General features: G+C 44.0%; 15 protein-coding genes and 2 pseudogenes. 8 read left to right on the forward strand and 9 right to left on the reverse strand.

Features of this window, described 5'->3' with window-relative positions:
• Positions 1 to 8 precede the first annotated feature (8 nt).
• Entirely contained in the window at positions 9 to 1805 is a 1797-nt protein-coding gene (locus AB4180_RS01050; RefSeq protein ID WP_009848691.1) for a DUF3413 domain-containing protein, read from the reverse strand.
• A 27-nt stretch (positions 1806 to 1832) separates the two neighbouring features.
• Positions 1833 to 2060, reverse strand: coding sequence for a YejL family protein (locus AB4180_RS01055; RefSeq protein ID WP_102249325.1), 228 nt, complete (start codon positions 2058 to 2060; stop codon positions 1833 to 1835).
• An 84-nt stretch (positions 2061 to 2144) separates the two neighbouring features.
• Here AB4180_RS01055 and yejK point away from each other — a divergent pair, with 84 nt between their 5' ends.
• The 4 genes and pseudogenes from yejK to AB4180_RS01075 all read left to right on the forward strand — a co-directional run bounded on the left by yejK (position 2145) and on the right by AB4180_RS01075 (position 6027).
• On the forward strand, positions 2145 to 3149 hold the full coding sequence (gene yejK, locus AB4180_RS01060; RefSeq protein ID WP_009848690.1) for a nucleoid-associated protein YejK: 1005 nt from the start codon (positions 2145 to 2147) through the stop codon (positions 3147 to 3149).
• A 96-nt stretch (positions 3150 to 3245) separates the two neighbouring features.
• Positions 3246 to 4032, forward strand: a pseudogene (locus AB4180_RS01065) (Hpt domain-containing protein); the annotation flags it as partial.
• A 368-nt stretch (positions 4033 to 4400) separates the two neighbouring features.
• Positions 4401 to 4772 (forward strand): annotated as a pseudogene (locus AB4180_RS01070) (Hpt domain-containing protein); the annotation flags it as partial.
• A 76-nt stretch (positions 4773 to 4848) separates the two neighbouring features.
• Entirely contained in the window at positions 4849 to 6027 is a 1179-nt protein-coding gene (locus AB4180_RS01075; protein WP_102249327.1) for a chemotaxis protein, read from the forward strand.
• Positions 6028 to 6123: 96 nt separating this feature from the next.
• Here the strand turns inward: AB4180_RS01075 and nhaC are convergent, their stop codons facing one another.
• The gene (nhaC, locus tag AB4180_RS01080; RefSeq protein WP_012603519.1) at positions 6124 to 7560 is read right to left on the reverse strand and encodes a Na+/H+ antiporter NhaC; all 1437 of its coding nucleotides are present in this window, start codon (positions 7558 to 7560) and stop codon (positions 6124 to 6126) included.
• 500 nt (positions 7561 to 8060) lie between these two features.
• On the opposite strand from nhaC, the gene asd reads away from it, so the two are divergent.
• Positions 8061 to 9179 (forward strand): aspartate-semialdehyde dehydrogenase, encoded by a 1119-nt coding sequence (gene asd, locus AB4180_RS01085; protein WP_012603520.1) that lies wholly within the window; start codon positions 8061 to 8063, stop codon positions 9177 to 9179.
• Positions 9180 to 9317: 138 nt separating this feature from the next.
• Here the strand turns inward: asd and AB4180_RS01090 are convergent, their stop codons facing one another.
• Positions 9318 to 10160, reverse strand: coding sequence for an ion transporter (locus AB4180_RS01090; RefSeq protein ID WP_102249334.1), 843 nt, complete (start codon positions 10158 to 10160; stop codon positions 9318 to 9320).
• Between the two features lie 148 nt (positions 10161 to 10308).
• Entirely contained in the window at positions 10309 to 10947 is a 639-nt protein-coding gene (locus AB4180_RS01095) for a YchE family NAAT transporter (protein WP_004734056.1), read from the reverse strand.
• Between the two features lie 640 nt (positions 10948 to 11587).
• Here AB4180_RS01095 and adhE point away from each other — a divergent pair.
• On the forward strand, positions 11588 to 14296 hold the full coding sequence (gene adhE / locus AB4180_RS01100) for a bifunctional acetaldehyde-CoA/alcohol dehydrogenase (protein ID WP_017098217.1): 2709 nt from the start codon (positions 11588 to 11590) through the stop codon (positions 14294 to 14296).
• Between the two features lie 147 nt (positions 14297 to 14443).
• On the opposite strand, the gene AB4180_RS01105 is transcribed toward adhE, so the two are convergent.
• From AB4180_RS01105 to sodB, 3 genes are all read right to left on the reverse strand, one after another.
• A complete protein-coding gene (locus AB4180_RS01105) occupies positions 14444 to 15127 on the reverse strand; it encodes an SDR family oxidoreductase (protein ID WP_017099967.1) in 684 nt (227 codons plus the stop codon).
• A 278-nt stretch (positions 15128 to 15405) separates the two neighbouring features.
• Entirely contained in the window at positions 15406 to 15909 is a 504-nt protein-coding gene (locus AB4180_RS01110; protein WP_269146599.1) for a VC2046/SO_2500 family protein, read from the reverse strand.
• Between the two features lie 247 nt (positions 15910 to 16156).
• Positions 16157 to 16741: a superoxide dismutase [Fe] gene (gene sodB, locus AB4180_RS01115; protein ID WP_004734050.1), complete on the reverse strand. Its 585-nt coding sequence runs from the start codon at positions 16739 to 16741 to the stop codon at positions 16157 to 16159.
• Between the two features lie 269 nt (positions 16742 to 17010).
• On the opposite strand from sodB, the gene AB4180_RS01120 reads away from it, so the two are divergent.
• A complete protein-coding gene (locus tag AB4180_RS01120; RefSeq protein ID WP_009848715.1) occupies positions 17011 to 17349 on the forward strand; it encodes a Grx4 family monothiol glutaredoxin in 339 nt (112 codons plus the stop codon).
• Between the two features lie 99 nt (positions 17350 to 17448).
• A complete protein-coding gene (locus AB4180_RS01125) occupies positions 17449 to 18078 on the forward strand; it encodes a DsbA family protein (protein WP_012603524.1) in 630 nt (209 codons plus the stop codon).
• 42 nt (positions 18079 to 18120) lie between these two features.
• Here AB4180_RS01125 and AB4180_RS01130 read toward each other — a convergent pair whose 3' ends face one another.
• Complete coding sequence (locus AB4180_RS01130; RefSeq protein WP_102249328.1) at positions 18121 to 22509, reverse strand: transporter substrate-binding domain-containing protein; 4389 nt, start codon at positions 22507 to 22509, stop codon at positions 18121 to 18123.
• Positions 22510 to 22521 lie beyond the last annotated feature (12 nt).

Here is a 22521-nt window from a genome sequence, read left to right on the forward strand (position 1 = left end):
ATGATCATTTAGTCATTTTTGGTATAGAACCGCTGTAACTCAGTAAGGCCTTGCATCAACACTGGCAAGCGAGGGCTTACATCTTTCAGACGTTTGTAATTCTGATCGTACAATTTGTAGTTACCAAACTTATCTAACACCGTTGTTTGTTGGTCAGTAACAAGAGCAAGTTCACGTGAGTCTCCTGCAAGAATCCATTTTCTTCTACGCTCATCAAACAGGCTACGTCCACTACTAAAATCTGTAGGGTTCGAAGATACACCTAATAGCTCTTGCATTAGCGTGACTGACACATCTAGGTGACTAGAACGGTGAGTATATTCAGATGCTGACTTACCTGGCCATTTGATGAACAGAGGCACTTGTAGTTGGTAACGACTGTAATTGGAGTTTGCGCCCCAACTGTTGGTTTTCGTCTCGTTAAATTCAGTACCATGGTTAGAGGTAATGATAACCACTGTGTTGTCTTGAAGATCTAGGCGCTCCAACTCTGCGTAGATTTTCGTTAACTGAACATCAGCCGCTTGAGTCGATTTTTGGTAATCTGCAGTAAAACGTTCAGCGGTAGTCAACGTCACATCTGTTTCGTAACTAGAGAAGTTATCGAGCGTTGTTAGCTCAATAAAGTTAAACCAAGGGCTTTTTGCTTGTGGTGATTGAACCCATTCAGACCAAGCTTGTATTGCGCTTTGGTCATCATCTGTTGCTTGCTCTGGGAGCGCATCACGGCCTCGGAAGATGACTTCCGGGTAAAGGGCGTCGTCAAAGTCATCACCGCTAAAAGCGGCAAGTGTATAATTGTGATGATCTAGCACATCGAGCAGTACTGCGCTCGAGCCTTGTGCTTTGATGCTGCTTGCGTAACTGCTAGGAAGGCCATAGAACAATCCGAAAATACCAAACATGTCGTTACTTGAACTGTAGTGATTAGTGAAGTTGATCGATTGTTGTGCATAGGCATAGCTGCTTGGCATTGCAGTGCTATTGAGAGCATCAGCGCGAAGATTATTCACACTCACAAGCAGAATATTAAGATCAGCACTGCGGCGGTTGTATTGAATTTTTTCTAGCGGGTAGCTAACTAAGTTTACGTTCTCTTGGTTCGCTTCTAAACGCTGTAAATACTCTTCACGGTCTAATAGACCATGCTTTTCCATAAAGCTTTTTGCTGTCATAGGATAAGACAGTGGGAAATTCGCTTTCTGGCTTGTAATTGGGTTGTAGAAATACGCATCAGCCCACATGTAGGTCAAGTGGCTGCTGATGAAACACAAGAAGAAGACGGCAGTAATAGGACGGCCAATGTGTTTATGAGACAGTTTACGTTGCTTACGCCAAACCCACTCAGACAGACCTAGCTGCAATAAGAAGATTAGTGGCATTACAATGAAGAGGTGCTGCAAATCAGAAGTGAGTGCAGACTCCTCTCCACTGAATAAAACCTCCCACACGACAGGTGTCAGGTGGAGGTTTATATTTTGATACGTTTGAGTATCAATCAGTAGGACAGTTAAACCTATGGTTGCGAAGATAACGGCAACCAAACGTAATAACTTCCTCGACGGAAGAATAAAAGTGAGTGGGAACAGCACTAATAGATAGAGCGCGAACACCAAAAATCCAAAATGACCAACCCATGATGCAGCCAAATAGAATTGACCCAATAGGGTTTCCGGCCAAGCAGATTGAGTAATATAACGAGTACCAATCAACATCGCAGCAATGATGTTGAAAAATGCAAACCAGTGGCCCCAACCTACCAGTCGAGATACACGATCGCTATATGAGTTTGCGCTGTCTACCATTTATAATTCTTTTTCCGTCAATCAAACTTAGTGAGACTTTTTATCTTCAAGAGAAGAAATTAAAGCTTCGGCAAATTTTTCAGCAATTCTTTTGCGTTGTGAAGCAGCAACGTTCTGATTTAAGACATTGGTTGCGATATTTCCAGCGATCATCAATGAAAGCTCAGGTGAAGCTTTGTGCTTAGTCAGTACAGCACCTACTTCAGCTAGGATTTTTTCAACTTGATCATCTGTGTATTTAGATATAATCGGCATAAGGACTCTAATAATGATAGTAAAAGCGGCTTATGATAACCTACTATGCACAACAACTGAAACCTGAACGGTAATATTTTCACTATGAGCCTTCACCTTTCCAACGTAATTTTACACCAGCTAAGCAAGAACGATCAGGAAGAGCTGATTGTTAACTATCGTGCTGAATCTCTAGAAAACGATACAGCATCTGAAAACCTAGTCGCTGAACTTCACCGAGTTTTTAATTCAAAAGCAGGTAAAGGATTTGGTTCTTTCAAATCCGACAGCGAGTTCCAGCAGTCGTTGCATGAATTTCGAGCTGGAGAACAAAGTTTTTATGATTTCTCTCAAAAAAGTGCGCTACGTCTAAAAGATGAGCTTTCAAAGTATCCTTTTGCTGATGAAGGAACTTTGGTACTGGCTGAATATCAATCACTGGCGACAGACTACCTTTTCATCGGACTACTGCCTTCAAACCAAAGTTTGAAAGTGACCGAAGGGCTAGATATTAGTGCGACGGATTACCTTGATATCTCGAAGATGGATATTGTTGCGCGCCTTGATCTTTCAACATACGACACAGACAAAGAGTCAAACCGTTACCTTACTTATATTAAAGGGCGCGTTGGTCGTAAAGTCGCTGACTTCTTCTTAGACTTCCTTCAAGCAGAAGTAGGCTTGGATGCTAAGCAGCAAAACCAAGTATTGATGCAAGCGGTAGAAGACTTTGTTTCTGACTCTAAGTTAGAGAAAGAAGAAGCAATCAGCTATAAAAAACAAGTTGCGGATTACTGTAACGAACAGCTTAAAGCGGGTGATGAAGTTCAAGTTCGTGAACTTTCTGGAGAATTGCCAGCAAGCACAGATGGTACAAGCTTCTTTGACTATACTAGTGAGCAAGGCTACGAGTTAGAAGACAGCTTCCCAGCAGACCGCGCAACTATGCGTAAACTAACAAAATTTGTTGGTGCTGGTGGCGGTTTGAATGTTAGTTTTGATAGTCTGCTTTTAGGTGAGCGTATCTTCTACGATCCAGAGACAGACACGCTAACCATTAAAGGGACGCCACCGAACTTACGTGATCAACTGACTCGCAATAAGTCATAGTCCGAAGTTATTAGGTAGCAAGCGACAGCAGGTTGTTGTCGCTTGTTTATGTTTAGCAACATAATGGTTTAGAGTTCGCATGAACAAGGAATATCGATGGAACAATCAGTAGCAAAGCCCAATCGCTTTAAAAGACCCGCAACTTTTTTGGTTGCACTCTTGGCTCTGTGGCTACTTCCTTCACTGGCTCTCCTTAATCTAAGCCGTTCTTACTCTCACTCGCTCGCTCAAATTGAAGAACTCGGTATTCGCGTTAATGAATTGAGGCAATCGCTTTATTTCTCTGAGCCGCTGCGAGTCTCTCGCATTAATGATTTAGCACTCGATGCTCAATTGGTTTATTCGATCCGACTGCAGATTGAATCTGATTTCCAACACGCCTTGTTTCGCCCTGATGTGAACCAACTGCTTTACGTTGCCGATCAATTTTTAGAAAAATTTGATGAATTCATTCCGATAGAAAGTCAGGTGCAAGATATCGTCGATAACATCAAAGTGTTACGCACAGATACTGAACTTTCCCCTAAGTTAAAGCCGCTACTCAACGAATTTGGTGTCGTCGTTTTTGAAGCGATGTATTCCGATAACCAAAGTTCATCAGCAACTTATCGCGCCTTTGATTCTATTCTTGAAAAATCTTATTCATTAAAATCCGAAGAGCAAGATGCACTCCAACAATTACTGGCTGATGCTTCAGCATTACTGAGTGATTACGCTCAGCTCAATTATTTAGTCGATAAAATCAAGAAGAATTCAGTAAACGACCAGATCATTAAACTTGAAGATGAGTTCCATGAGCGTCAGTACACCCTATTATTGGTCATGCTAGGTTTAAGCTTAATGGCAATGATTGCGTTAGTGTTGTGGAGCGTTAGGTCCCAAAAATCGATGAAAGAAGTAGACCAAGAACTCAGACCGGAACCAGTCATCGATTCAAGTCAGGACGATGCTCTCTCTACTTCCAACAAAGATACGTCTTCTCGTAACGATACTGCTGCTCGCAATAATATTGTTTCTCACAGCGATATTGCTTCTTCCGCGGTGACGCCGCCAAGTAATCCCCCATCAGTATTAGATATTACGCCAGCGAGTCAACATTCTGATACCCAACCTCAGCAGAGTGTTTGTGCGACAAGCCCGCAAGCTATTTCACAAGAACCGATTTTGCAAGAACCTATTCCACAAGTTCCGGTTCAGCAAAACTCTATTCAGCAACCCCCAACTCAGCGAACACCAGAACAAGTGCAAGAGCCAGAGAAGCACATTGCCAGTGTGACGGATTCAAAGCCAGCGATTGATATTGAAGAGATGCTAGAGACTCTTGATGGCGATACCGAGTCTGTTGAATTGTTGCTAGGGGTGTTTGTCGAAGATCACGCAGATGACTATACCAGATTCAAATCTCTGCTCACCAAGGATGAAACCTCTGCTGCTCGCATTGTGCACAGCTTAAAAGGTGTGGCTGGCAGCATCAAAGCGTCTCGACTAGCGATCATTGCAGCGACTATTGAAATGACAATGAAGCAGTCCAGAGCCATCAGCGAGCACGATTTAGCCGAACTAGAGATGGCGATAAAAGCCTCTGTAGATTCTGCTCATGACTATTTAAATACCCAACGTTAACTTTTACAGGTTTTTTGACAATACTCTGACGAAGCGCTCATACAATCCGCGCCCTTAGTCTTTGTCAGAGGTTTATATGTCACGAGTTTCGAGTCGAAATTGGATAGTGTTGGTGCTTAGCATTGTGCTAAGTGGTTGTTCTCTCTTGGAAGTTAAGCTAGATACTCAAACTACGCCTCTTACTCAGCAAGAGTTACAGGCTCGGATCATGACGCGTGAATACGCCAAGATGTTTTTTACACGAGTAGAAGACTCGGCCGATCTCATTGCGCAATCTTACCCTGCTGATGACACCTTACATCAATCTTATGTGTTGCTTTGGAAGATCCATGCTGAGCAGGGCTTACAACAAGCAGCGTACCAAACCTCCCCAATGTCAGCATTAATTGACTCATGGGTTTTCACAGCCCAAATGAATCAGTTTTATAGCCAAGGCGATGGTGCGGATCTGTTCGTGACGGATAATGCGGTAGAGACGGCTCGTTCTCTTGACCAAGAAGCTGAGAAGCTAGCAAAGGGTGTATTGAGTTCAAGTGATTTCAAAAAGAGCAAAGCATTCGTCGCAGAGTTCGCCGCGAGCAATCCTTTTAAAGATCTTACCTTCAGAAGTACGCCTGCTTATCGCGAATGGCTGGCTTATCTGGGTAAAGACGAATCTCAAATCGTTCAGAGCCTAGGTACCATGCCAGAAGCCATGAGCGATGCATCAGACCGCTTAAGCCTAATGGCTGACCAAACACCGAAATTGATGACGTGGAAAGCTGAGTTGGTGGCGATGAATAGCTCGCTAACGGGTGAAGACCTATCGATGACGCTGGAAAGCCTTCGTCAAACATCAGCAAGCATGCAGGACTTCATTGAGAATAACCCTGAGTACATGCAAACATTGGCTTCTATTATGTCGACAGAAATGCAGCCTCTGCTCAACGACCTAAGTGATAAGACAGATCAAAAATTGGCGATGCTCACTGAAGAACGTGTAGCGTTAGAAAAAATGGTGACACGAGAGAGAGAAGCTCTGGTCGCGATGATTGCGAAAGAGCGTATTGAAATTGCAGGCATTGTGACTTCTGAAAGGGAACTGTTTACACAAGATCTTGATCGCGTCTCTCAAGAGGTGGTGGTACTCGCGATTGATAAACTGATGGACTTAATCAAAGGTGTGATTATCTACTTCATCCTGTTTATCTTGGTGGTGTTCTTTGCACCGTTAGGCATCGGTTATTGGTTGGGTAAACGAACCGCTAGCAAATAAATTCAGTAATTAAGTAGATCAAAAAAGAGCGCTCTAGAGCGCTCTTTTGGCATTTATATCATCAACATTTTTGTGCTTACGCACTAAAGCCTTAGCTTAAGCTTGTTGCTTGCTCAGTTCAGTGGCTTCTTCAGTTTCAAGCGCTGGTGCTGTTGGTTCACATTTATCAACGAACCAACCCATGTAAGACGTTACGATAGTCACGAGGATACAGATGAAGCTCAACCACATGAACGGAGCGTAAGAGAGCGTTGCGACACCAAGAATACTCGCCATGTAGATGCCGTTGTCACTCCAAGGAACCATGCCTGAAGTTAACGTGCCACCGAACTCAGCGTTACGAGATAGATTTTTACGTTGGTAACCTAAACGGTCGTAGTTTTTCGCACAGATTTTTGGCGTTAGGATTAACGATACGTACATTGCAGAACCGAATACGTTACCCATGAAGGCCGTGCCGATCGTGCTTGTTGCTAGAGAACCAGCGCTATTTACTCGGCGCTCGAACACCTTAGCAATCGTCTCTAATACGCCCACTTTATCCAGTAAGCCACCAAAACCTAAACCAAACACAATCACCGCTACCGAACCAAGCATTGAAGACATGCCGCCACGGTTAAGAATCGAGTCAATAAACTCTACGCCAGAGGAGATAGAGAACGGTGCCCAAGCAGTATTGAATGCCGTTAGGAAATCGATATCTTGGATCATGACTGCCCAGATAATACCTAGCAGAGAACCGAAGCTGATTACCGGGAATGAAGGCATGCGGAAAGCCAACAGACCAAGCACGATCAGTACTGGGACAAATGAGTAAGGCGTGATGTAGAACTGAACTTCCATTGCTTTAATGACAGAATCTACTTGGCTCATGTCAACGTTACCCGCGTAGTGAAAACCAAACGCAGTAAACATGATGCCAGTAATCACGTAGCTGATTAACGCAACTGGCAGCATTCCCTTGATGTGCTCAACCACTTCAACACCAGACATTGAAGAAGCCAGAATCACTGAATCAGAAAGTGGAGACATCTTGTCACCGAAGTAACAACCTGACAGCACTGCACCTGCAGTAATCGGTGCTGGAACACCTAGGCCTTGGCCAATACCCATCATCGCGATACCAGCTGTACCCGCGGCGCCCCAAGAAGTACCAGTTGCTAATGCGGTTAGAGAACAGATAATCATGGTCGCTAAAAGGAAGATAGAAGGGTGGATTGCTTTCAGACCATAGTAAATGATAGTAGGTACGATCCCGCCTGAGATCCAAGTACCAACAAGAGCGCCAACGGCTAAAAGTATTAAAACCGCGCCTAAGCCATTGGATATTCCTTTGAGTGCCGCTTTTTCTAAGTCTTTGTATTCGTGGCCAAGGCGAATACCGAGAACCATGATAATGAACCAGCCAATATACAAGGCAAGTTGAATTGGAAGGTCAAGCTTTGCAGTAAAGGAAAAAGCAAGGGATAGAAATAATCCTAACGCGATGAATACCTGCAATAGGTTCGGTAGGCGAGTTTTACTCTGCTTCATAAAAGCCTCTTGTGATTTCGAGCATTTATAGTGCTTCGTTATGGTGTGTGGTGCAAAACGGACACTACAGTAATTAGTTTATTATATCGAAAAAATACGTCCAAGTTGTGATATTTGACTGCTAACACAGTTAATCATGGTTTCATTATCTGAAATGTTGTTAAATTCATGGTTGTTACATGTTGAAACTTGTCGCACGTTGTTTTTGTTTTGTGAAGTATTATTCTGGATAGTATTGATTAAAAAGAGGGATTTACTGTTTGTGACGCGAGTGGGATTAAGCTGCTTTGGCGATGCAAATGTTTGAATTTGAGGATAATGGGCGTTTTATCAATGAGGTGGATATTAAATGTCGATACAGGGATAACTGCACGATTCATTGCGTTCACTTAAAAGAAACGAAAAAGTTACACTTTTTGACAAAAAGCACTTGAGTTCTGTTTCTGAAAAACTTATAGATGGGGGAGAGCAATTTTTAATTTATACATGGAGAGTGAGCGATGAGAGTAGGTCTAGTTGGTTGGCGCGGTATGGTTGGTTCTGTATTGATGCAACGTATGGTTGAAGAGAAAGATTTCGACTTGATTGAACCGGTTTATTACAGTACGTCTCAGATTGGTATTCCTGCCCCTGTTTTGGGTGGTAAAGATGCGGGTCTACTTCAAGACGCTTTTGATATTGATAGCCTAAAACAGCTTGATGCGGTGATTACCTGTCAAGGCGGAGACTACACCTCAAAAGTATACCCAGCACTGCGTCAAGCAGGTTGGAAAGGCTACTGGATTGATGCGGCTTCTACCTTACGTATGGACGCGGATTCAATCATCACTCTTGATCCTGTTAACTTGGCTCAAATCCAACAAGGCATCCACGGTGGGACTAACACTTTCGTAGGCGGTAACTGTACTGTGAGCTTAATGCTTATGGCTTTGGGTGGTCTATACGAGAAAGGCATGGTTGAGTGGATGAGTGCCATGACTTACCAAGCCGCTTCAGGTGCGGGCGCTAAGAACATGCGTGAACTGATCTCACAAATGGGTGTGATCAACGACAGCGTAAGTTCTGAGTTAGCGAACCCTTCAAGTTCAATTCTTGATATCGATAAGAAAGTCGCTGATACCATTCGTTCATCTTCATTTCCAACCGATCAGTTCGGTGCTCCGCTTGCGGGCTCACTGATTCCTTGGATCGATGTGAAGCGTGAAAACGGTCAAAGCAAAGAAGAGTGGAAAGCCGGCGTTGAAGCGAACAAGATTCTTGGCCTAGATGGTCAGCCAATCCCAATTGATGGCACTTGTGTACGAATCGGTGCAATGCGTTGTCATGCTCAAGCACTAACGATTAAGCTTAAGCAAGACGTGCCTATGGACGAGATCGAAGAGATCATCGCGACGCACAATGATTGGGTTAAAGTGATTCCTAATGACCGAGACATCACTGCGCAGGAGCTAACACCAGCGAAAGTAACAGGCACAATGTCTGTACCAGTCGGTCGTCTGCGTAAGATGTCGATGGGTAACGATTTCCTGAATGCGTTCACGGTAGGTGACCAACTACTTTGGGGTGCTGCAGAACCACTACGCCGTACTTTACGCATTATCCTTGCTGAGAAAGCGTAATCGGCAAGATTGCTTAAATTCTATTAGCTGATAAACCGAAAGGGTTGACGATAAACGTCAACCCTTTTTAGTTTATTGATATCTCGTTATTCGGCCCTCGAAACTGCCCTTAAACCTCTTCGCATCTCGAGTCTGCTTTTATTTCTCTTCTGTAACGACACGCTTGTCGGGGTCTGCCAATTCACTCGCACAGTGTTTGCAATACATAGCATCCGAATCATGGCCGGCGCGGTTACAGTTCGGACACTTTACCAACTCTTTGTGCGAGTTCATCTCATTGCTGAGCTCTGCAGTAATAATCCCTGTCGGTACCGCTAAAATAGAGTAACCCAATAGCATGGTCAGAGAAGCGATCGCTTTCCCTAACGCGGTTTGAGGGATCATGTCACCGTAGCCAACCGTCGTAATGGTTACGATTGCCCAATAAATACTGTGGGGAATACTTGTAAAGCCATTTTCTGGCCCTTCAATAACAAAGATAAGCGCGCCGAAGATAACAACTAAGATGCCAACTGTGCTGAAAAAGATCAGTATCTTTCGTCTTGCCATTAAAAGTGAACGTAACAGAATGTTTGAATCTTGCAGGTAGCGAACCAGTTTTAGGATTCGGAAGATACGCATCACACGCAGCAGCCTTACCACACCCATAAATGAAGCGCCTGGGAAGATGATCGCTAAGTAGGTCGGAAGAATCGCCAATAGGTCCACGACACCATAAAAGCTGGTGGCATAAGATTTTGGTTTCGGAGAACAATAGAGCCTTAACAAATACTCAAGAGTGAAGAGAGCAGTAAAAGTGTATTCAATATAACGCAGCGGCTGTGACCATTCGGTCATGACATTAGGGATGGACTCTAAGATCAGAACCAATAGCGAAGCCAAGATTGCAACGATCAGAGAAATATCAAATGCACGTCCGGCTGGCGTGTGAGTACCAAAGATAATGACGTACAAATGATGCTTGAGGGGCTTGCGTGACATAAGGAGAGATTTATCTTTTGTTAAATGCATTAACAGTCATTATACAAGCTTCATAATAACGAGGCGAGTGAAAGCCCAATTGCTTTACTCGCCTCATCTATATTGCAATATTGTTGCCCTTTATAGAGCAACGGGTTACCGTTAAACGTTATGCCAAACCTGGGAACAAATTACGTAGGCCATTGGCGATGAACTCGATGCCCAATGCGCCAAGAATCAAGCCCATGATACGCGTGATCACATTGATACCCGTTTGACCTAAAAAGCGAACGATAACCGGCGCTGAACGGAACAGAAGCCAAGAGCAGGTTGCAAACGCGATGATGCTAATGCCAATTCCCACAGTATCAATGGCTGCAGGGTAACGAGATCCGTAAACAATGGTCGAGCTGATTGCCCCGGGGCCCGCCATTAATGGCATCGCAAGAGGAACAACACCGATTTGCTCTTTGCTGATGTATTCAGATTTCTCTTGTTTATTCTGCTTATCTTCACCGAGCTTACCGCTCATCATCGAAAATGCGATGCTCAATAATAGCAAACCACCTGCAACACGAAATGAATCCAGGGAGATGCTAAACATATCAAGCAGCATTTGCCCCGCGACAAGCGACACAATCAGGATAACGGCAACGGCAATATTTGCTTGTAAGGCTGTCCTGTTCCTCTCTTCTGGCGGCATATGTGCAGTAAGGGAAACAAAAACAGGCATGATGCCGATTGGGTTTACGGCAGCAACAAGCCCAAGGAAGAATTGCATAAAAATTGCGAGTTCTAAGCCTTGCATGAGAGCGATCTCCAGTTAGCGAATTTTAAGGTTGAAGGTTTGATTCGGTGAATAGTCTGAGCGCGTAATGTAAGGGACAAATCGGATTTGCACGAATGAAAAAAACTAACCTGAAATAGGGGATTATTTTTAGAAAAACTAATTGAATATCACTTTTGTATTGGCGGTGTTGCGAGTTGGTTGTTAGTGTTTCATTTTGTAATTTATTATCGAGTAACTGTTAACTGCCGCACGAATTTAATAAAAATTATGTCAAAATCTAGCCCGTGCAACGGTATGGATATACTCTCAGTAGCACGAATATGGCTGTATACATGTAATTTAACTGACTAAAAATGAAACTTTTTTACAGTTTATGACTCTATGTAGAAAAAGTTTGTCTGTTTGCTTGTTTTTTGAACTAACGAAAAGTGTGATTTTAATCTATATAAATCATCATCTTAAGCATGTTTTTGCGATTGCCTTACTACTTTTTGGTTAATTCTTTTTGGGTAACTGATCTGGGTCAATTTTTTTCACACTGTGAAATAATATACTCAGTCCTGAAAGCAATTTACTAAGAACGTTGTTGTTTGAGGTTAAAAGCAAGCAGCGAAATTAATAAAAAGTTTTTAATATTTATTATTTTAGGAGATCCACCATGCCTGTAACTAACTTAGCGGAACTTGATGCTCTAGTAGCACGCGTTAAAGCAGCACAAGAAGAGTTTGCAACATTCTCTCAAGAGAAAGTAGACGCAATCTTCCGCGCAGCTTCTCTTGCTGCTAACCACGCTCGTATCCCACTTGCACAACAAGCAGTTGCTGAATCTGGAATGGGTATTGTTGAAGATAAGGTTATCAAAAACCACTTTGCATCTGAATTTATCTACAACAAATACAAAGACGAAAAAACATGTGGCATTCTTGATGAAGATGAAAGCCTAGGCACAATGACTATCGCTGAGCCTGTAGGTATCATCTGTGGTATCGTTCCAACAACGAACCCAACTTCTACAGCAATCTTCAAATCTCTAATCTCTCTTAAAACACGTAACGGCATCATCTTCTCGCCACACCCACGTGCAAAGAACTCAACTAATGACGCGGCGAAGCTTGTTCTAGACGCAGCTGTAGCAGCGGGTGCACCAAAAGACATCATCGGTTGGATCGACCAACCATCTGTAGAGCTTTCTAACGCGCTGATGAAGCACGACGGTATCGCACTTATCCTTGCTACTGGTGGTCCAGGCATGGTTAAAGCAGCATACTCTTCTGGTAAGCCTGCTATCGGTGTTGGTGCTGGTAACGTTCCTGTAGTTATCGATGAAACAGCTGACATCAAACGTGCAGTAGCATCTATCCTTATGTCTAAAACATTCGATAACGGTGTTGTATGTGCTTCTGAGCAAGCTGCAATCGTAGTTAGCGAAGTATATGACGAAGTTAAAGAGCGTTTTGCTTCTCACAAAGCTCACGTTTTATCTAAAGCTGACGCAGATAAAGTACGTAAAGTTCTTCTTATCGACGGCAACCTAAACGCTAAAATCGTAGGTCAACCTGCTCCTGCAATCGCTGAAATGGCGGGTGTTAAAGTTCCTGCTGATACAAAAGTACTTGTAGGTGAAGGCCTTGGTAAAGTTTCTTACGATGACGAATTTGCTCACGAGAAACTGTCTCCAACTCTAGGTCTATTCCGCGCAGACGATTTCGAAGACGCTGTTGCTCAAGCAGTAACTATGGTTGAAATCGGTGGTATCGGTCACACATCTGGTCTTTACACTAACCAAGACGTAAACGCAGATCGCATCCGTTACTTCGGTGACAAGATGAAGACGGCTCGTATCCTAATCAACATCCCGACTACTCACGGTGGTATCGGTGACCTGTACAACTTTAACGTTGCGCCTTCTCTAACTCTTGGTTGTGGTTCATGGGGTGGTAACTCTATCTCTGAGAACGTAGGTCCTAAGCACCTTATCAACAAGAAAACTGTAGCGAAGCGAGCTGAAAATATGTTGTGGCACAAACTACCTAAGTCTATCTACTTCCGTCGTGGCAGCCTTCCAATCGCTATGAGCGACCTAGAAGGTAAGAAACGCGCATTCCTAGTAACGGACCGTTTCCTATTCAACAACGGCTACGCAGACGATGTAGTACAAATTCTGAAAGCGCAAGGTATTGAAGTTCAAGTATTCTTCGATGTAGAAGCGGATCCAACACTGTCTGTTGTTGAGAAAGGCGCTGAAGCAATGAAGAGCTTCCAACCTGACGTAATCCTTGCTCTAGGTGGCGGTTCTCCAATGGATGCTGCTAAGATCATGTGGGTTATGTACGAGCACCCAGAAACTCACTTCGAAGAACTGGCAATGCGCTTTATGGATATCCGTAAACGTATCTACAAGTTCCCTAAAATGGGTAAAAAAGCTGAGCTAGTATGTATCACTACTACTTCAGGTACGGGTTCAGAAGTTACGCCATTCGCGGTTGTTACTGACGACAAAACAGGTGCTAAGTACCCGCTAGCGGATTACGAAATCACGCCAAACATGGCTGTTGTTGATGCTAACCTAGTAATGAACATGCCTAAGTCTCTAACAGCGTTCGGTGGTTACGATGCAGTAACTCACGCTCTTGAAGCTTACGTATCAGTTCTTGCGAACGAATACTCAGATGGTCAAGCTCTACAAGCTCTTAAGATGCTTAAAGAATACCTACCATCAAGCTACAAAAACGGTTCAGCAGACCCAATCGCTCGTGAGAAAGTACACAACGCTGCAACGATTGCTGGTATTGCCTTTGCGAACGCATTCCTAGGTGTATGTCACTCAATGGCTCACAAAATTGGTGCTGAGTTCCACCTACCACACGGTCTTGCAAACGCACTACTTATCTCAAACGTTGTACGTTACAACGCGAACGATAACCCAACCAAGCAGACTGCATTCTCTCAGTACGACCGCCCACAAGCACGTCGTCGTTATGCTGAAGTTGCTGACCATCTAGGCCTAAGCCAAGCTGGTGACCGTACTGCTCAGAAGATTGAACGTCTACTGACTTGGTTAGAAGAGCTTAAAGTTGACCTAGACATCCCACTGTCTATCCAGGCTGCGGGTGTTAACGAGTCTGACTTCATCGCTAAACTAGACGAGCTAGCTGTTGAAGCGTTCGATGACCAGTGTACAGGTGCTAACCCACGTTACCCTCTAATCACTGAGCTTAAAGAAGTTCTAACAACGTCTTACTTCGGTAAAGCATACGTTGAAGGTGAAACTTTTGAAGGTACGACTGTAATTTTGAAGAAAGCTGACCAAAAGCCAGCTGAAGAAAAAGCAGCACCAAAAGCTAAAAAAGAAAAAGCTAACGCATAATAAGTAAGCATTAGTTTGAGATAGGTTTTCGCTAGCACGATACTTATCTATCGGGAAATTCAAAGCCCCAACCGAAAGGTTGGGGCTTTTTTTATGTGAATTGAAATAGGTTTATTTTTTATTATCCATTTACACCTCCGCAGACGCTTACACCTCTGCAGCTACAACCCGTCCGCTAAAGTAATCATTAGAGACAATGTATTCCGTTGTTCTGGTCAGTTCGTCTTGCAGTTGTGCCCAGTGACACCCATTGAGCTTGCCTTCGGAGTTATGAACGGCAGGGACAACACCGCCGACTCGAATACCAAATGGCGTCAGTTCTTTCGCCCAGCTATGGGTAAAGCCGGTAATCATGGAGTTTGCGCTCTCTAAGCCTGACACATCATGAAAGTCATCGTGAGATATCACATTCACAATTACGCCTTCTTTGTCTTGCTCTCGTAACCTCTCTGCACTGATTTGCCCAAATGCGAAAAGGGTCGATGCCATAGCAGACAGATCATTGATAAAGCTACTGACAGGCTGATCGCCAATTAGACTAGGCATTGGGGAACTTATCCAATTGTTGACCAGAACATCGGGTGTAGTGTTAAAGGTGGCTTGAATAAAATCAAATACGCTGAGGATAGCTTGGCTGTCATTCCCTTCGAGCGTGTAATGGTAAACAGAGTCGGAGAAGCGGGCACATTGTAAATAAGTCGCCTGAAGTGCTTTTGCGTCTTTATCACAAAGGATGACAGTGGCTCCAAGGTTAACAAAGTGATTCGCAATCGTTCCTCCCAATCGCGAGCCGGCAGATGTTACCAATATAATTGAGCTTTTTATTTCCATCCCAGTACCTAAGCAAATCGTCCATGTTGGATAATGATGGGTTAAATTTCATACAGCGGGTGTGAATTGGCTCAAACTAAGGTGTACCCATTGATAACTTTTTATGAACTTTGTGGCAGGTCACATTTTACAGTAACTTCAAGTGTTAACCGACATCTCCGGTTTTGATGATGACCAAAGGTGATGGTTCATATTGCCTACATCAATCATTAAAAAAGCGAGATCGAACAAAGAGCAGTCGTGAATATTGAGCGAGAAAGAGGAAGGCTAGGCAGCGGCTATACTTGCGCCTGAATCTGATACTGACGTTGAGCTGTCGACAGCTCGTTGTAGAGCGTCGCATTTGGTAAATCAGGTAACTGTTTACTTGCCAGTTTACGCCGGTCATGACCAGAAAGGTTTTGGTAAACCTCTTCGGGGAAGTCGGCGGTATCTTCTGGCATGAAAGCAAGTGCTTCAGGCTTCAAGTAGTGGCTTAGCTTGGCGCTGGCAAGGCTAGCTTGATGAAAGTGATTCGATTGTTGCGCTGAAATTTCATACGACGATTGGTTTGAACGCAGTTGTTGCGGTTCTGCTACGCCAAATTGCTTACGTAAGCGATCTTCAGTCGTTTCAGTGACGTCAATGGTGTCGATGGGAGTACAGTCGCGAACATCATTAGAAAACATAGACAACAGCAACGCAAAATCTGCACGGCGACCTTGCTCAACCGCTTGGCTGATCCCGATGCCGAACTTCAGTTCGTTGATGATTCCTGCTTTGTCTAAAGTATGTATTTGCATGCTGCCTCTCATTGGATACACCTTTAACGGCATGGAGTTGGCAAACTTTAGAGTTTAATTACAGGCAAATAACGAATTTATGTAGGGCGATTGAGAAAGGTAAGAATAGGTTGAAAAGTAGGCTTGATCTGCTAGTTCGTTTCGCAATGTTCGCATTGATTAGAATACGACAGATACAAAAAAGCTCACGCCGAGGCATGAGCTTTCAATAGATAACTTGCTATAAATAGCGCAGCGTAAGTAATAATTACTTAGCTAGGTTCTCTTCTACGAAAGACCAGTTTACTAGGTTCCAGAATGCAGCCATGTAGTCAGGGCGAACATTGCGGAAATCGATGTAGTAAGCGTGTTCCCATAGGTCAACAGTTAGAAGTGGAGTAACACCTTCTTCTGTTAGAGGAGTCGCAGCGTTAGAAGTGTTAACGATGTCTAGAGAACCGTCAGCTTTCTTAACTAACCAAGTCCAAGAAGAACCGAAGTTGTTGATTGCTGAATCAGTGAATTTCGCTTTGAATTCTTCGAAAGAACCGAATGCAGCGTTGATCGCTTCTGCAACCGCGCCTGTTGGTTCGCCGCCTGCTTTAGGAGCAAGACAGTGCCAGTAGAACGTGTGGTTCCAGATTTGAGCAGCGTTATTGAAAACACCACCAGTAGAAGTCTTAACGATTTCTTCTAGTGTTTTGCCTTCAAACTCAGTACCTGGGATAAGACCGTTTAGCTTAACAACGTAAGTGTTGTGGTGCTTACCGTGGTGGAAATCTAGCGTTTCTGCTGAGATGTGTGGTTCTAGCGCGTCTTTCGCGTAAGGAAGAGCCGGTAGTTCAAATGCCATTGCTCAATTCTCCATTGATATGAAAGAGTTAACTCTTTCGATTGCTTCCAGTGATATTATTATTCATGGCTCGCTATATTGCCAACCACGGTCAATTTGCTGACTTGCGATATAGTTTAGCAAGTTTTTACTTTATTAAAAGCTTAATTCATCACTTTTGTGTGAATTGTTAGCTTAACTGGTTAACCTCTTTTTTTATATGGTTTTTATTCTTTTGGTTTGGGGTAGAATAAAGGCAATGAAAGCCGTAATCCATTAACGAGGAAGCAATGGAAACTATCGATAAAATCAAACAGCAAATTGAAGAAAACACTATTCTACTGTACATGAAAGGTTCTCCTAAGCTACCTAGCTGTGGTTTCTCTTCTCAAGCGTCTCAAGCGCTAATGGCATGTGGTGAAAAATTTGCTTACGTAGATATCCTACAAAACCCTGATATCCGTGCAGAGCTTCCAGCTTACGCACAATGGCCAACGTTCCCACAACTTTGGGTTGAAGGTGAGCTAATCGGTGGTTGTGATATCATTCTTGAGATGTTCCAAAAGGGTGAGCTTCAGCCAATCGTTAAAGAAGCCGCTGCTAAAGTAGCTGGCGACGACGCTGAGTAAGCTTTAGGCCTTGGTGCTTAAATATTGAATGGAAGGGGCCTTAATTAGGCTCCTTTTTTCGTTTGAATGGTTCAACAAAGACTCGATAAGGAATGAACAATGAACGTAAAACTTCATTATGTGCATGATCCAATGTGCAGCTGGTGTTGGGGCTACAAGCCAACGCTTGAGTTATTAAAACAACAATTGCCAGCGAGCATTGAGTTTAGCTACGTAGTCGGTGGTTTGGCTCCGGATTCTGAAGAGCCGATGTCAGAAGAGATGAAAGGCAAGCTTCAGGCTATTTGGAAGCAGATTGAAGCTAAGCTGGGTACTGAATTTAATCATGAGTTTTGGACTGAATGCCAACCAGTTCGCAGCACTTACCCAGCGTGTCGTGCAGTGATCGCTGCTGGTTTTCAAGATCACTACGAAGCAATGCTTGAAGCGATCCAACACGCTTACTACCTTCGTGCGATGCTGCCTCATAGCCAAGAAACGCATTTGCAGTTAGCTCAAGAGCTAGGGATGAATGTACAACAGTTTGAAAATGACCTTTCTAGTAAGCTATTGGAAAGCGAGTTAGATGACCAGTTAGGTTTTAAAGAAGCGATGGGTGTGCATTCTTACCCAACCTTAATGCTTGAGGTAAACGGTATCTTTAGTGAAGTTGAATTGGATTACCATTCAACTGAAGCGACACTTAAGTCTATTCGCGAAATTCTAGTGAATAACGCTCCCGCTGCATAATCCGGCGAGAGCTGTCTGTATTGACGCAATAACCTCTAAGGCTTACTCATAAGAGTAAGCCTTTTCTTTTGTCTGACGTAGTTGGTTTATCTCCTCTGTAAACCGTTCGAATGTGTTAGTTGCTTCCGAGATTGATGCTTCAATTTCTGATTCGACTTGATCTAAGTCTGTGGCTTCGGTTACTAGGTCGTTTGCTTGTGCTTCAATGATTGCGAGCGGAGAAGCAATCGCGTCACATGCCACCATTTTAGCAGCACCTTTGAGTCGGTGTGATGTGGTTTTTAGTCCCTTATATTCCTTATTAGCCCACTGGGCTTTTATCTGTTCATTATCTGCAAGAAAACTTGCGGCAAACTCGTCGAGTAAGGTCATCACCACATCGTGATCTTCAAATAGATCGTAGAGCGCGGTGTAGTTGATGATGGGGCTATTGGTCTCGTGGAGTGAATCTTGAGGGACCGTGGGGTCAACATCTTCGATTGTCTCTGAGTTGTTATTTTCTGCCGATTCCGCAAAGCTCTGTTCAATGCCTTGGAACAGCATCGAAAACTCATTGGTTTCTTGAGCTGCAGGTAAAGCGTTTGACGAAGAGCTTGTGTCCTGATTTTGCGAGTCTGGCTTTTCTGCATCAGAAATATCGGTTTCAAGCGTCGGATCTAAATCGTGGATTGCGGGTAGCCATTTTTCAATGGTCAGCTTCATTTGCTTAATGGAAACAGGTTTAACTAGGAAATCATCCATGCCGTGTGCATAACAGTTGGCATCTTCACCCTGAACCGCATTCGCCGTCAACGCGACGATAGGCAACTTTTGAGTTTCTTGATTTAGTTCTTCATTGCGTTGTTCTATCTGACGAATGCTTGAGGCAAGCGTGTAACCGTCCATCTCCGGCATATGGCAATCGGTGAGAAGCAAACCATAACGTTTATTTTTTAAAGCATTCAGCGCTAGCACTCCGTTATCGAAAATATCAGCGTGGACACCAATACTCTCAAGCTGCTTGGCGATGACTTGCTGATTGATCGGGTGGTCTTCCGCAACAAGAATCAGTCGGCCATTACTCTCGGCTTGTTCGCGAGTCTCGATGGCGATAGGCACTATGGTTTCGTTGTCTAATGATGGGATTAGATTGTTGTGACTGACGGGTTTCGTTAAAACATGAACAAGGTTATCGGGCAGCAGCGGATTTACCGACAAGCACCAAGAGTTACCTAAAGGCTCTGGTGAGAGCATTGGGTTTTGGTTGATTACGGTGAAGCGTGTTGAACCCGTATGCTGCTGAATCCAAGCATCGCTAATCGCCAGTTGTTGCCAAACCGACATCGCCACAAAGATGTGTTTGGGCTGATGTTTGACGACCATCTCTTTGAGTAAGTGCTTTTGATTAATGTGCAGAACTTTTGGTTCAAGATCGAAGTGTTTCAGATATCGACACAGCTCTTCTTGTTGCAGAACGTAGCCGACGACGTATACCTCGCTTGAGTGATTACCGACATCTAGCTCAATAGAATTCTCACCCTCTGAAGGGAAAATCAGCGTTTGTCGTAGAGCCAAAGCGTTGCTTACTGCATGTTCAGGGGTACAAGTTGGGAGGGTGACGGTAACCGTAAAGTGGCTGCCTTTTCCTTCTTCACTCGACAGTTCTATGTTGCCATCCATCTGTTCTATCAATTTCAAAGCGATAGATAGTCCAAGCCCTGTGCCACCAAAACGGCGGCTAGTGGTTTTGTCGACTTGTTCAAAAGGTTGGAATAAGCTTTGTTGTCTGTCTTTCGGGATGCCGATGCCCGTGTCGGAAACCGTTAGGCTAATTTTCTGCTGATGTTCGTTCTGCTCAATCACATCAATATGCAATGAAATAGTGCCATGTTCGGTGAACTTAATCGCATTGTTAAGGAAATTGTTTAGAATCTGATGGAGTCGTATATCGTCTGCAAACATCCACTGAGCGAGGTTTGGGTCTTGCCAATAGTGGAAGGCTAAGCCTTTTTGCTGTGCATGAATGGATTGCGGTTGCACGATACGGGCGAGTACTTTGCCGAGCTCAATTTCGGTCGGGTTAAGATCCAGTTTTCCTGCTTCAATCTTGGAGTAATCGAGTACGTCATTAACGATGTGCAGTAAGTTCCGAGCTGACTGATTCAATCCACCGTGTAAGTTCAGTAACTCTTCACTCAGCTGATGTTCCTGCATTAATTCCAACAGCCCTAAGATCCCACTAATCGGGGTGCGAACCTCGTGGCTAATGGTCGCTAAGAATTGCGACTTTGCAGCCGTTGCACTTTCTGCTTTTTGGCGTGCGTTGTCTAAAGCTTGCTGTTGTTTTTTTAGTAGGGTGATGTCTGTTATCACCGTATTCCACTCAATGGTTTTGCTGTTCGATACTTGGCTATTAAATTTCACCCATTTAGTTTGACCTGATTCTAACTGCATTCGCTGTTCATTTTCCCAATGCCCGGTTTCAATAGCTTCGAGCATACTGGTTTCAAACTGGGGCAAGTCATCCTCTGCGATCAGATCAAACAGGTGTTGAGGGTGCTCTTTTACGTTATCCACGGATAAGCCGAACATATCGCTTACACCTGCACTGACAAAGCTAAACCGGATATCTAAAGGCTGTCGAGGGTGCGTTTGAATATGTTTAAGCACGACCCCATCAATGTTGTCGGCCAGCGTTTGCAAATGGGCTTCTGCTGCTTTTGCTCTCTGCTCGGCGATCTTTCTCTGCTCGATTTCAGCCGCCATTTTTCGGTTCCAAAATACGATCACGAAAATGACCACAAAGATCCCAAGCCCGATGATCACCGACCATTTAGCGACTTCGCGTGGTGATAAGCCTTCTTGGTATTCATAGGTTAACCATTTGCTTTCCAAGCGCTCTAATTCATTGGCAGGCAGTGCTCCAATGGTTTTGTTGAGAATACTCAACAGCATGGGATGGCGGAAGTTCACTGCGAGAGCTAGTGGTGCGCTGTTTTGCTCATTAATGGTGCCAGTGATTTTGAATTGCCCTACATAGTCTTGATGCAATAAAGGTGCAGCATGATGAAGTGAAGCAAGCGCGAAACTGATGTCGTCTTTCTGTAATGCTTGGAAAGCGCTGACGTGATTGATGTAAGGGACGGCTAGGCAAGTAAGGCAGAGAGAAGGCAGAACTGTTGAGCCTCCAGAATTTTCAATCACACCAACAGCTTCGGTGCCACTTGGCGCAAAGTTGCCTAAGCGATCAGAGCGACTCAATAACACCCAAGGTTCAAAACTGTAAGCTTGAGTGAAGTCCATGTATCGGGCTTTATCTGTGGTTGGTGTGATGTTGGTTAGCACCATTGTCTCACCATTATTGAACGCGACCTCGGCCGCTTCTGGTGTTAGGTAAGTGGTACTTTCGAATGACACGCCAAGCACATTACTTATTAGGTTTAAGATGTCAGCAGATAAGCCTGAGTGTTGCTGTTGCTCATTGGTAAAGTCGTAAGGGTACCAATTGGAGTGTGTGCCTACGGGGATGGAAGGGTTGCTGTCGAGCCAGTTCTTTTCATCTTGGGTTAAATTCAATGTTCCATAGTTCAGCAGCATCGAATGTTGTGACGGAGCAAGCCATTGATTATAAATAGATTGCAGTGAGCCTTCCTTAATGTCCTGTAAAGCGAAATTGATTCGGCTAAGCAATCTGTGCTTTCCTTTTTTGACCGCGAAGTGCAAGTGGTCAGCTGGAAGGTCAGGAAGAACTGATAGTGTGAGTGAGTCTCGAGGCTGTTCTCGTAATAACGCAGAAAGTGCAAGCGCATCGCCAATGTACGCATCCACGCTATCCTCCTGAATTGCCGTGAATGCCGCTTGCGTACTGTCTAATGTTGTAATTTGACTATCAGGAAGCAGGCTAGGAAGAAGATCATTGAGCGCAAACCCTTTCTCCAATGCTAGGTTGGCGGTTGCCAACGCACCTAAATCGTTTATTTTTCTATTTTGGGTAATCACCGCTCGTCTTATGGAAAACATCGGCTCACTAAAAGTCATGTAATTATGGCGCTCCTTGGTCGAAGAGACACCGACTAGCAGATCTAATTCACCTCTTTCGAATGCACTCAGTACATCACTAAATGTTGAATACAACTTAATCTGATATTGGAAACCTGCATTTACCGCTACCTGATCCAACATACTGATGAGTAGCCCTTCAGAAACAGTGTTGCCTGAGGGAGTCTTATGTTGATAGCTGTAGGGGACCATGTCGTAAGAAGGTAGGCCAACCCGCAATATGACTTGGTCACTCGATGAGTTCTCTGTTTTGTTTGCTAAGGAGCTAGCGGGTGATGTGTTCCCTGGTGGGGTGTTTTCGGCAAAGGTGAGCAGTGGCCACATCAACAGTGAAAGACAACTCAATAAAAAGGCGACACACCACGTTTTCGTTTTTGAAGCGCTGTTTTGCATAAAGACATCCTG

The organism is Vibrio sp. 10N.286.49.C3 (assembly GCF_041469545.1).
In the GTDB taxonomy this organism is placed as follows: Bacteria; Pseudomonadota; Gammaproteobacteria; order Enterobacterales; family Vibrionaceae; genus Vibrio; species Vibrio tasmaniensis_A.

Excerpts from the sequence above, each read along its gene's own strand:
- AB4180_RS01110 (WP_269146599.1), bottom strand. The coding sequence starts at position 15,909 with ATGCAAATACATACTTTAGACAAAGCAGGAATCATCAACGAACTGAAG.
- asd (WP_012603520.1), top strand. The coding sequence starts at position 8,061 with ATGAGAGTAGGTCTAGTTGGTTGGCGCGGTATGGTTGGTTCTGTATTG.
- AB4180_RS01120 (WP_009848715.1), top strand. The coding sequence starts at position 17,011 with ATGGAAACTATCGATAAAATCAAACAGCAAATTGAAGAAAACACTATT.
- adhE (WP_017098217.1), top strand. The coding sequence starts at position 11,588 with ATGCCTGTAACTAACTTAGCGGAACTTGATGCTCTAGTAGCACGCGTT.
- AB4180_RS01050 (WP_009848691.1), bottom strand. The coding sequence starts at position 1,805 with ATGGTAGACAGCGCAAACTCATATAGCGATCGTGTATCTCGACTGGTA.
- yejK (WP_009848690.1), top strand. The coding sequence starts at position 2,145 with ATGAGCCTTCACCTTTCCAACGTAATTTTACACCAGCTAAGCAAGAAC.
- AB4180_RS01105 (WP_017099967.1), bottom strand. The coding sequence starts at position 15,127 with ATGGAAATAAAAAGCTCAATTATATTGGTAACATCTGCCGGCTCGCGA.
- sodB (WP_004734050.1), bottom strand. The coding sequence starts at position 16,741 with ATGGCATTTGAACTACCGGCTCTTCCTTACGCGAAAGACGCGCTAGAA.
- AB4180_RS01075 (WP_102249327.1), top strand. The coding sequence starts at position 4,849 with ATGTCACGAGTTTCGAGTCGAAATTGGATAGTGTTGGTGCTTAGCATT.
- AB4180_RS01130 (WP_102249328.1), bottom strand. The coding sequence starts at position 22,509 with ATGCAAAACAGCGCTTCAAAAACGAAAACGTGGTGTGTCGCCTTTTTA.
- nhaC (WP_012603519.1), bottom strand. The coding sequence starts at position 7,560 with ATGAAGCAGAGTAAAACTCGCCTACCGAACCTATTGCAGGTATTCATC.
- AB4180_RS01095 (WP_004734056.1), bottom strand. The coding sequence starts at position 10,947 with ATGCAAGGCTTAGAACTCGCAATTTTTATGCAATTCTTCCTTGGGCTT.
- AB4180_RS01055 (WP_102249325.1), bottom strand. The coding sequence starts at position 2,060 with ATGCCGATTATATCTAAATACACAGATGATCAAGTTGAAAAAATCCTA.
- AB4180_RS01090 (WP_102249334.1), bottom strand. The coding sequence starts at position 10,160 with ATGTCACGCAAGCCCCTCAAGCATCATTTGTACGTCATTATCTTTGGT.
- AB4180_RS01125 (WP_012603524.1), top strand. The coding sequence starts at position 17,449 with ATGAACGTAAAACTTCATTATGTGCATGATCCAATGTGCAGCTGGTGT.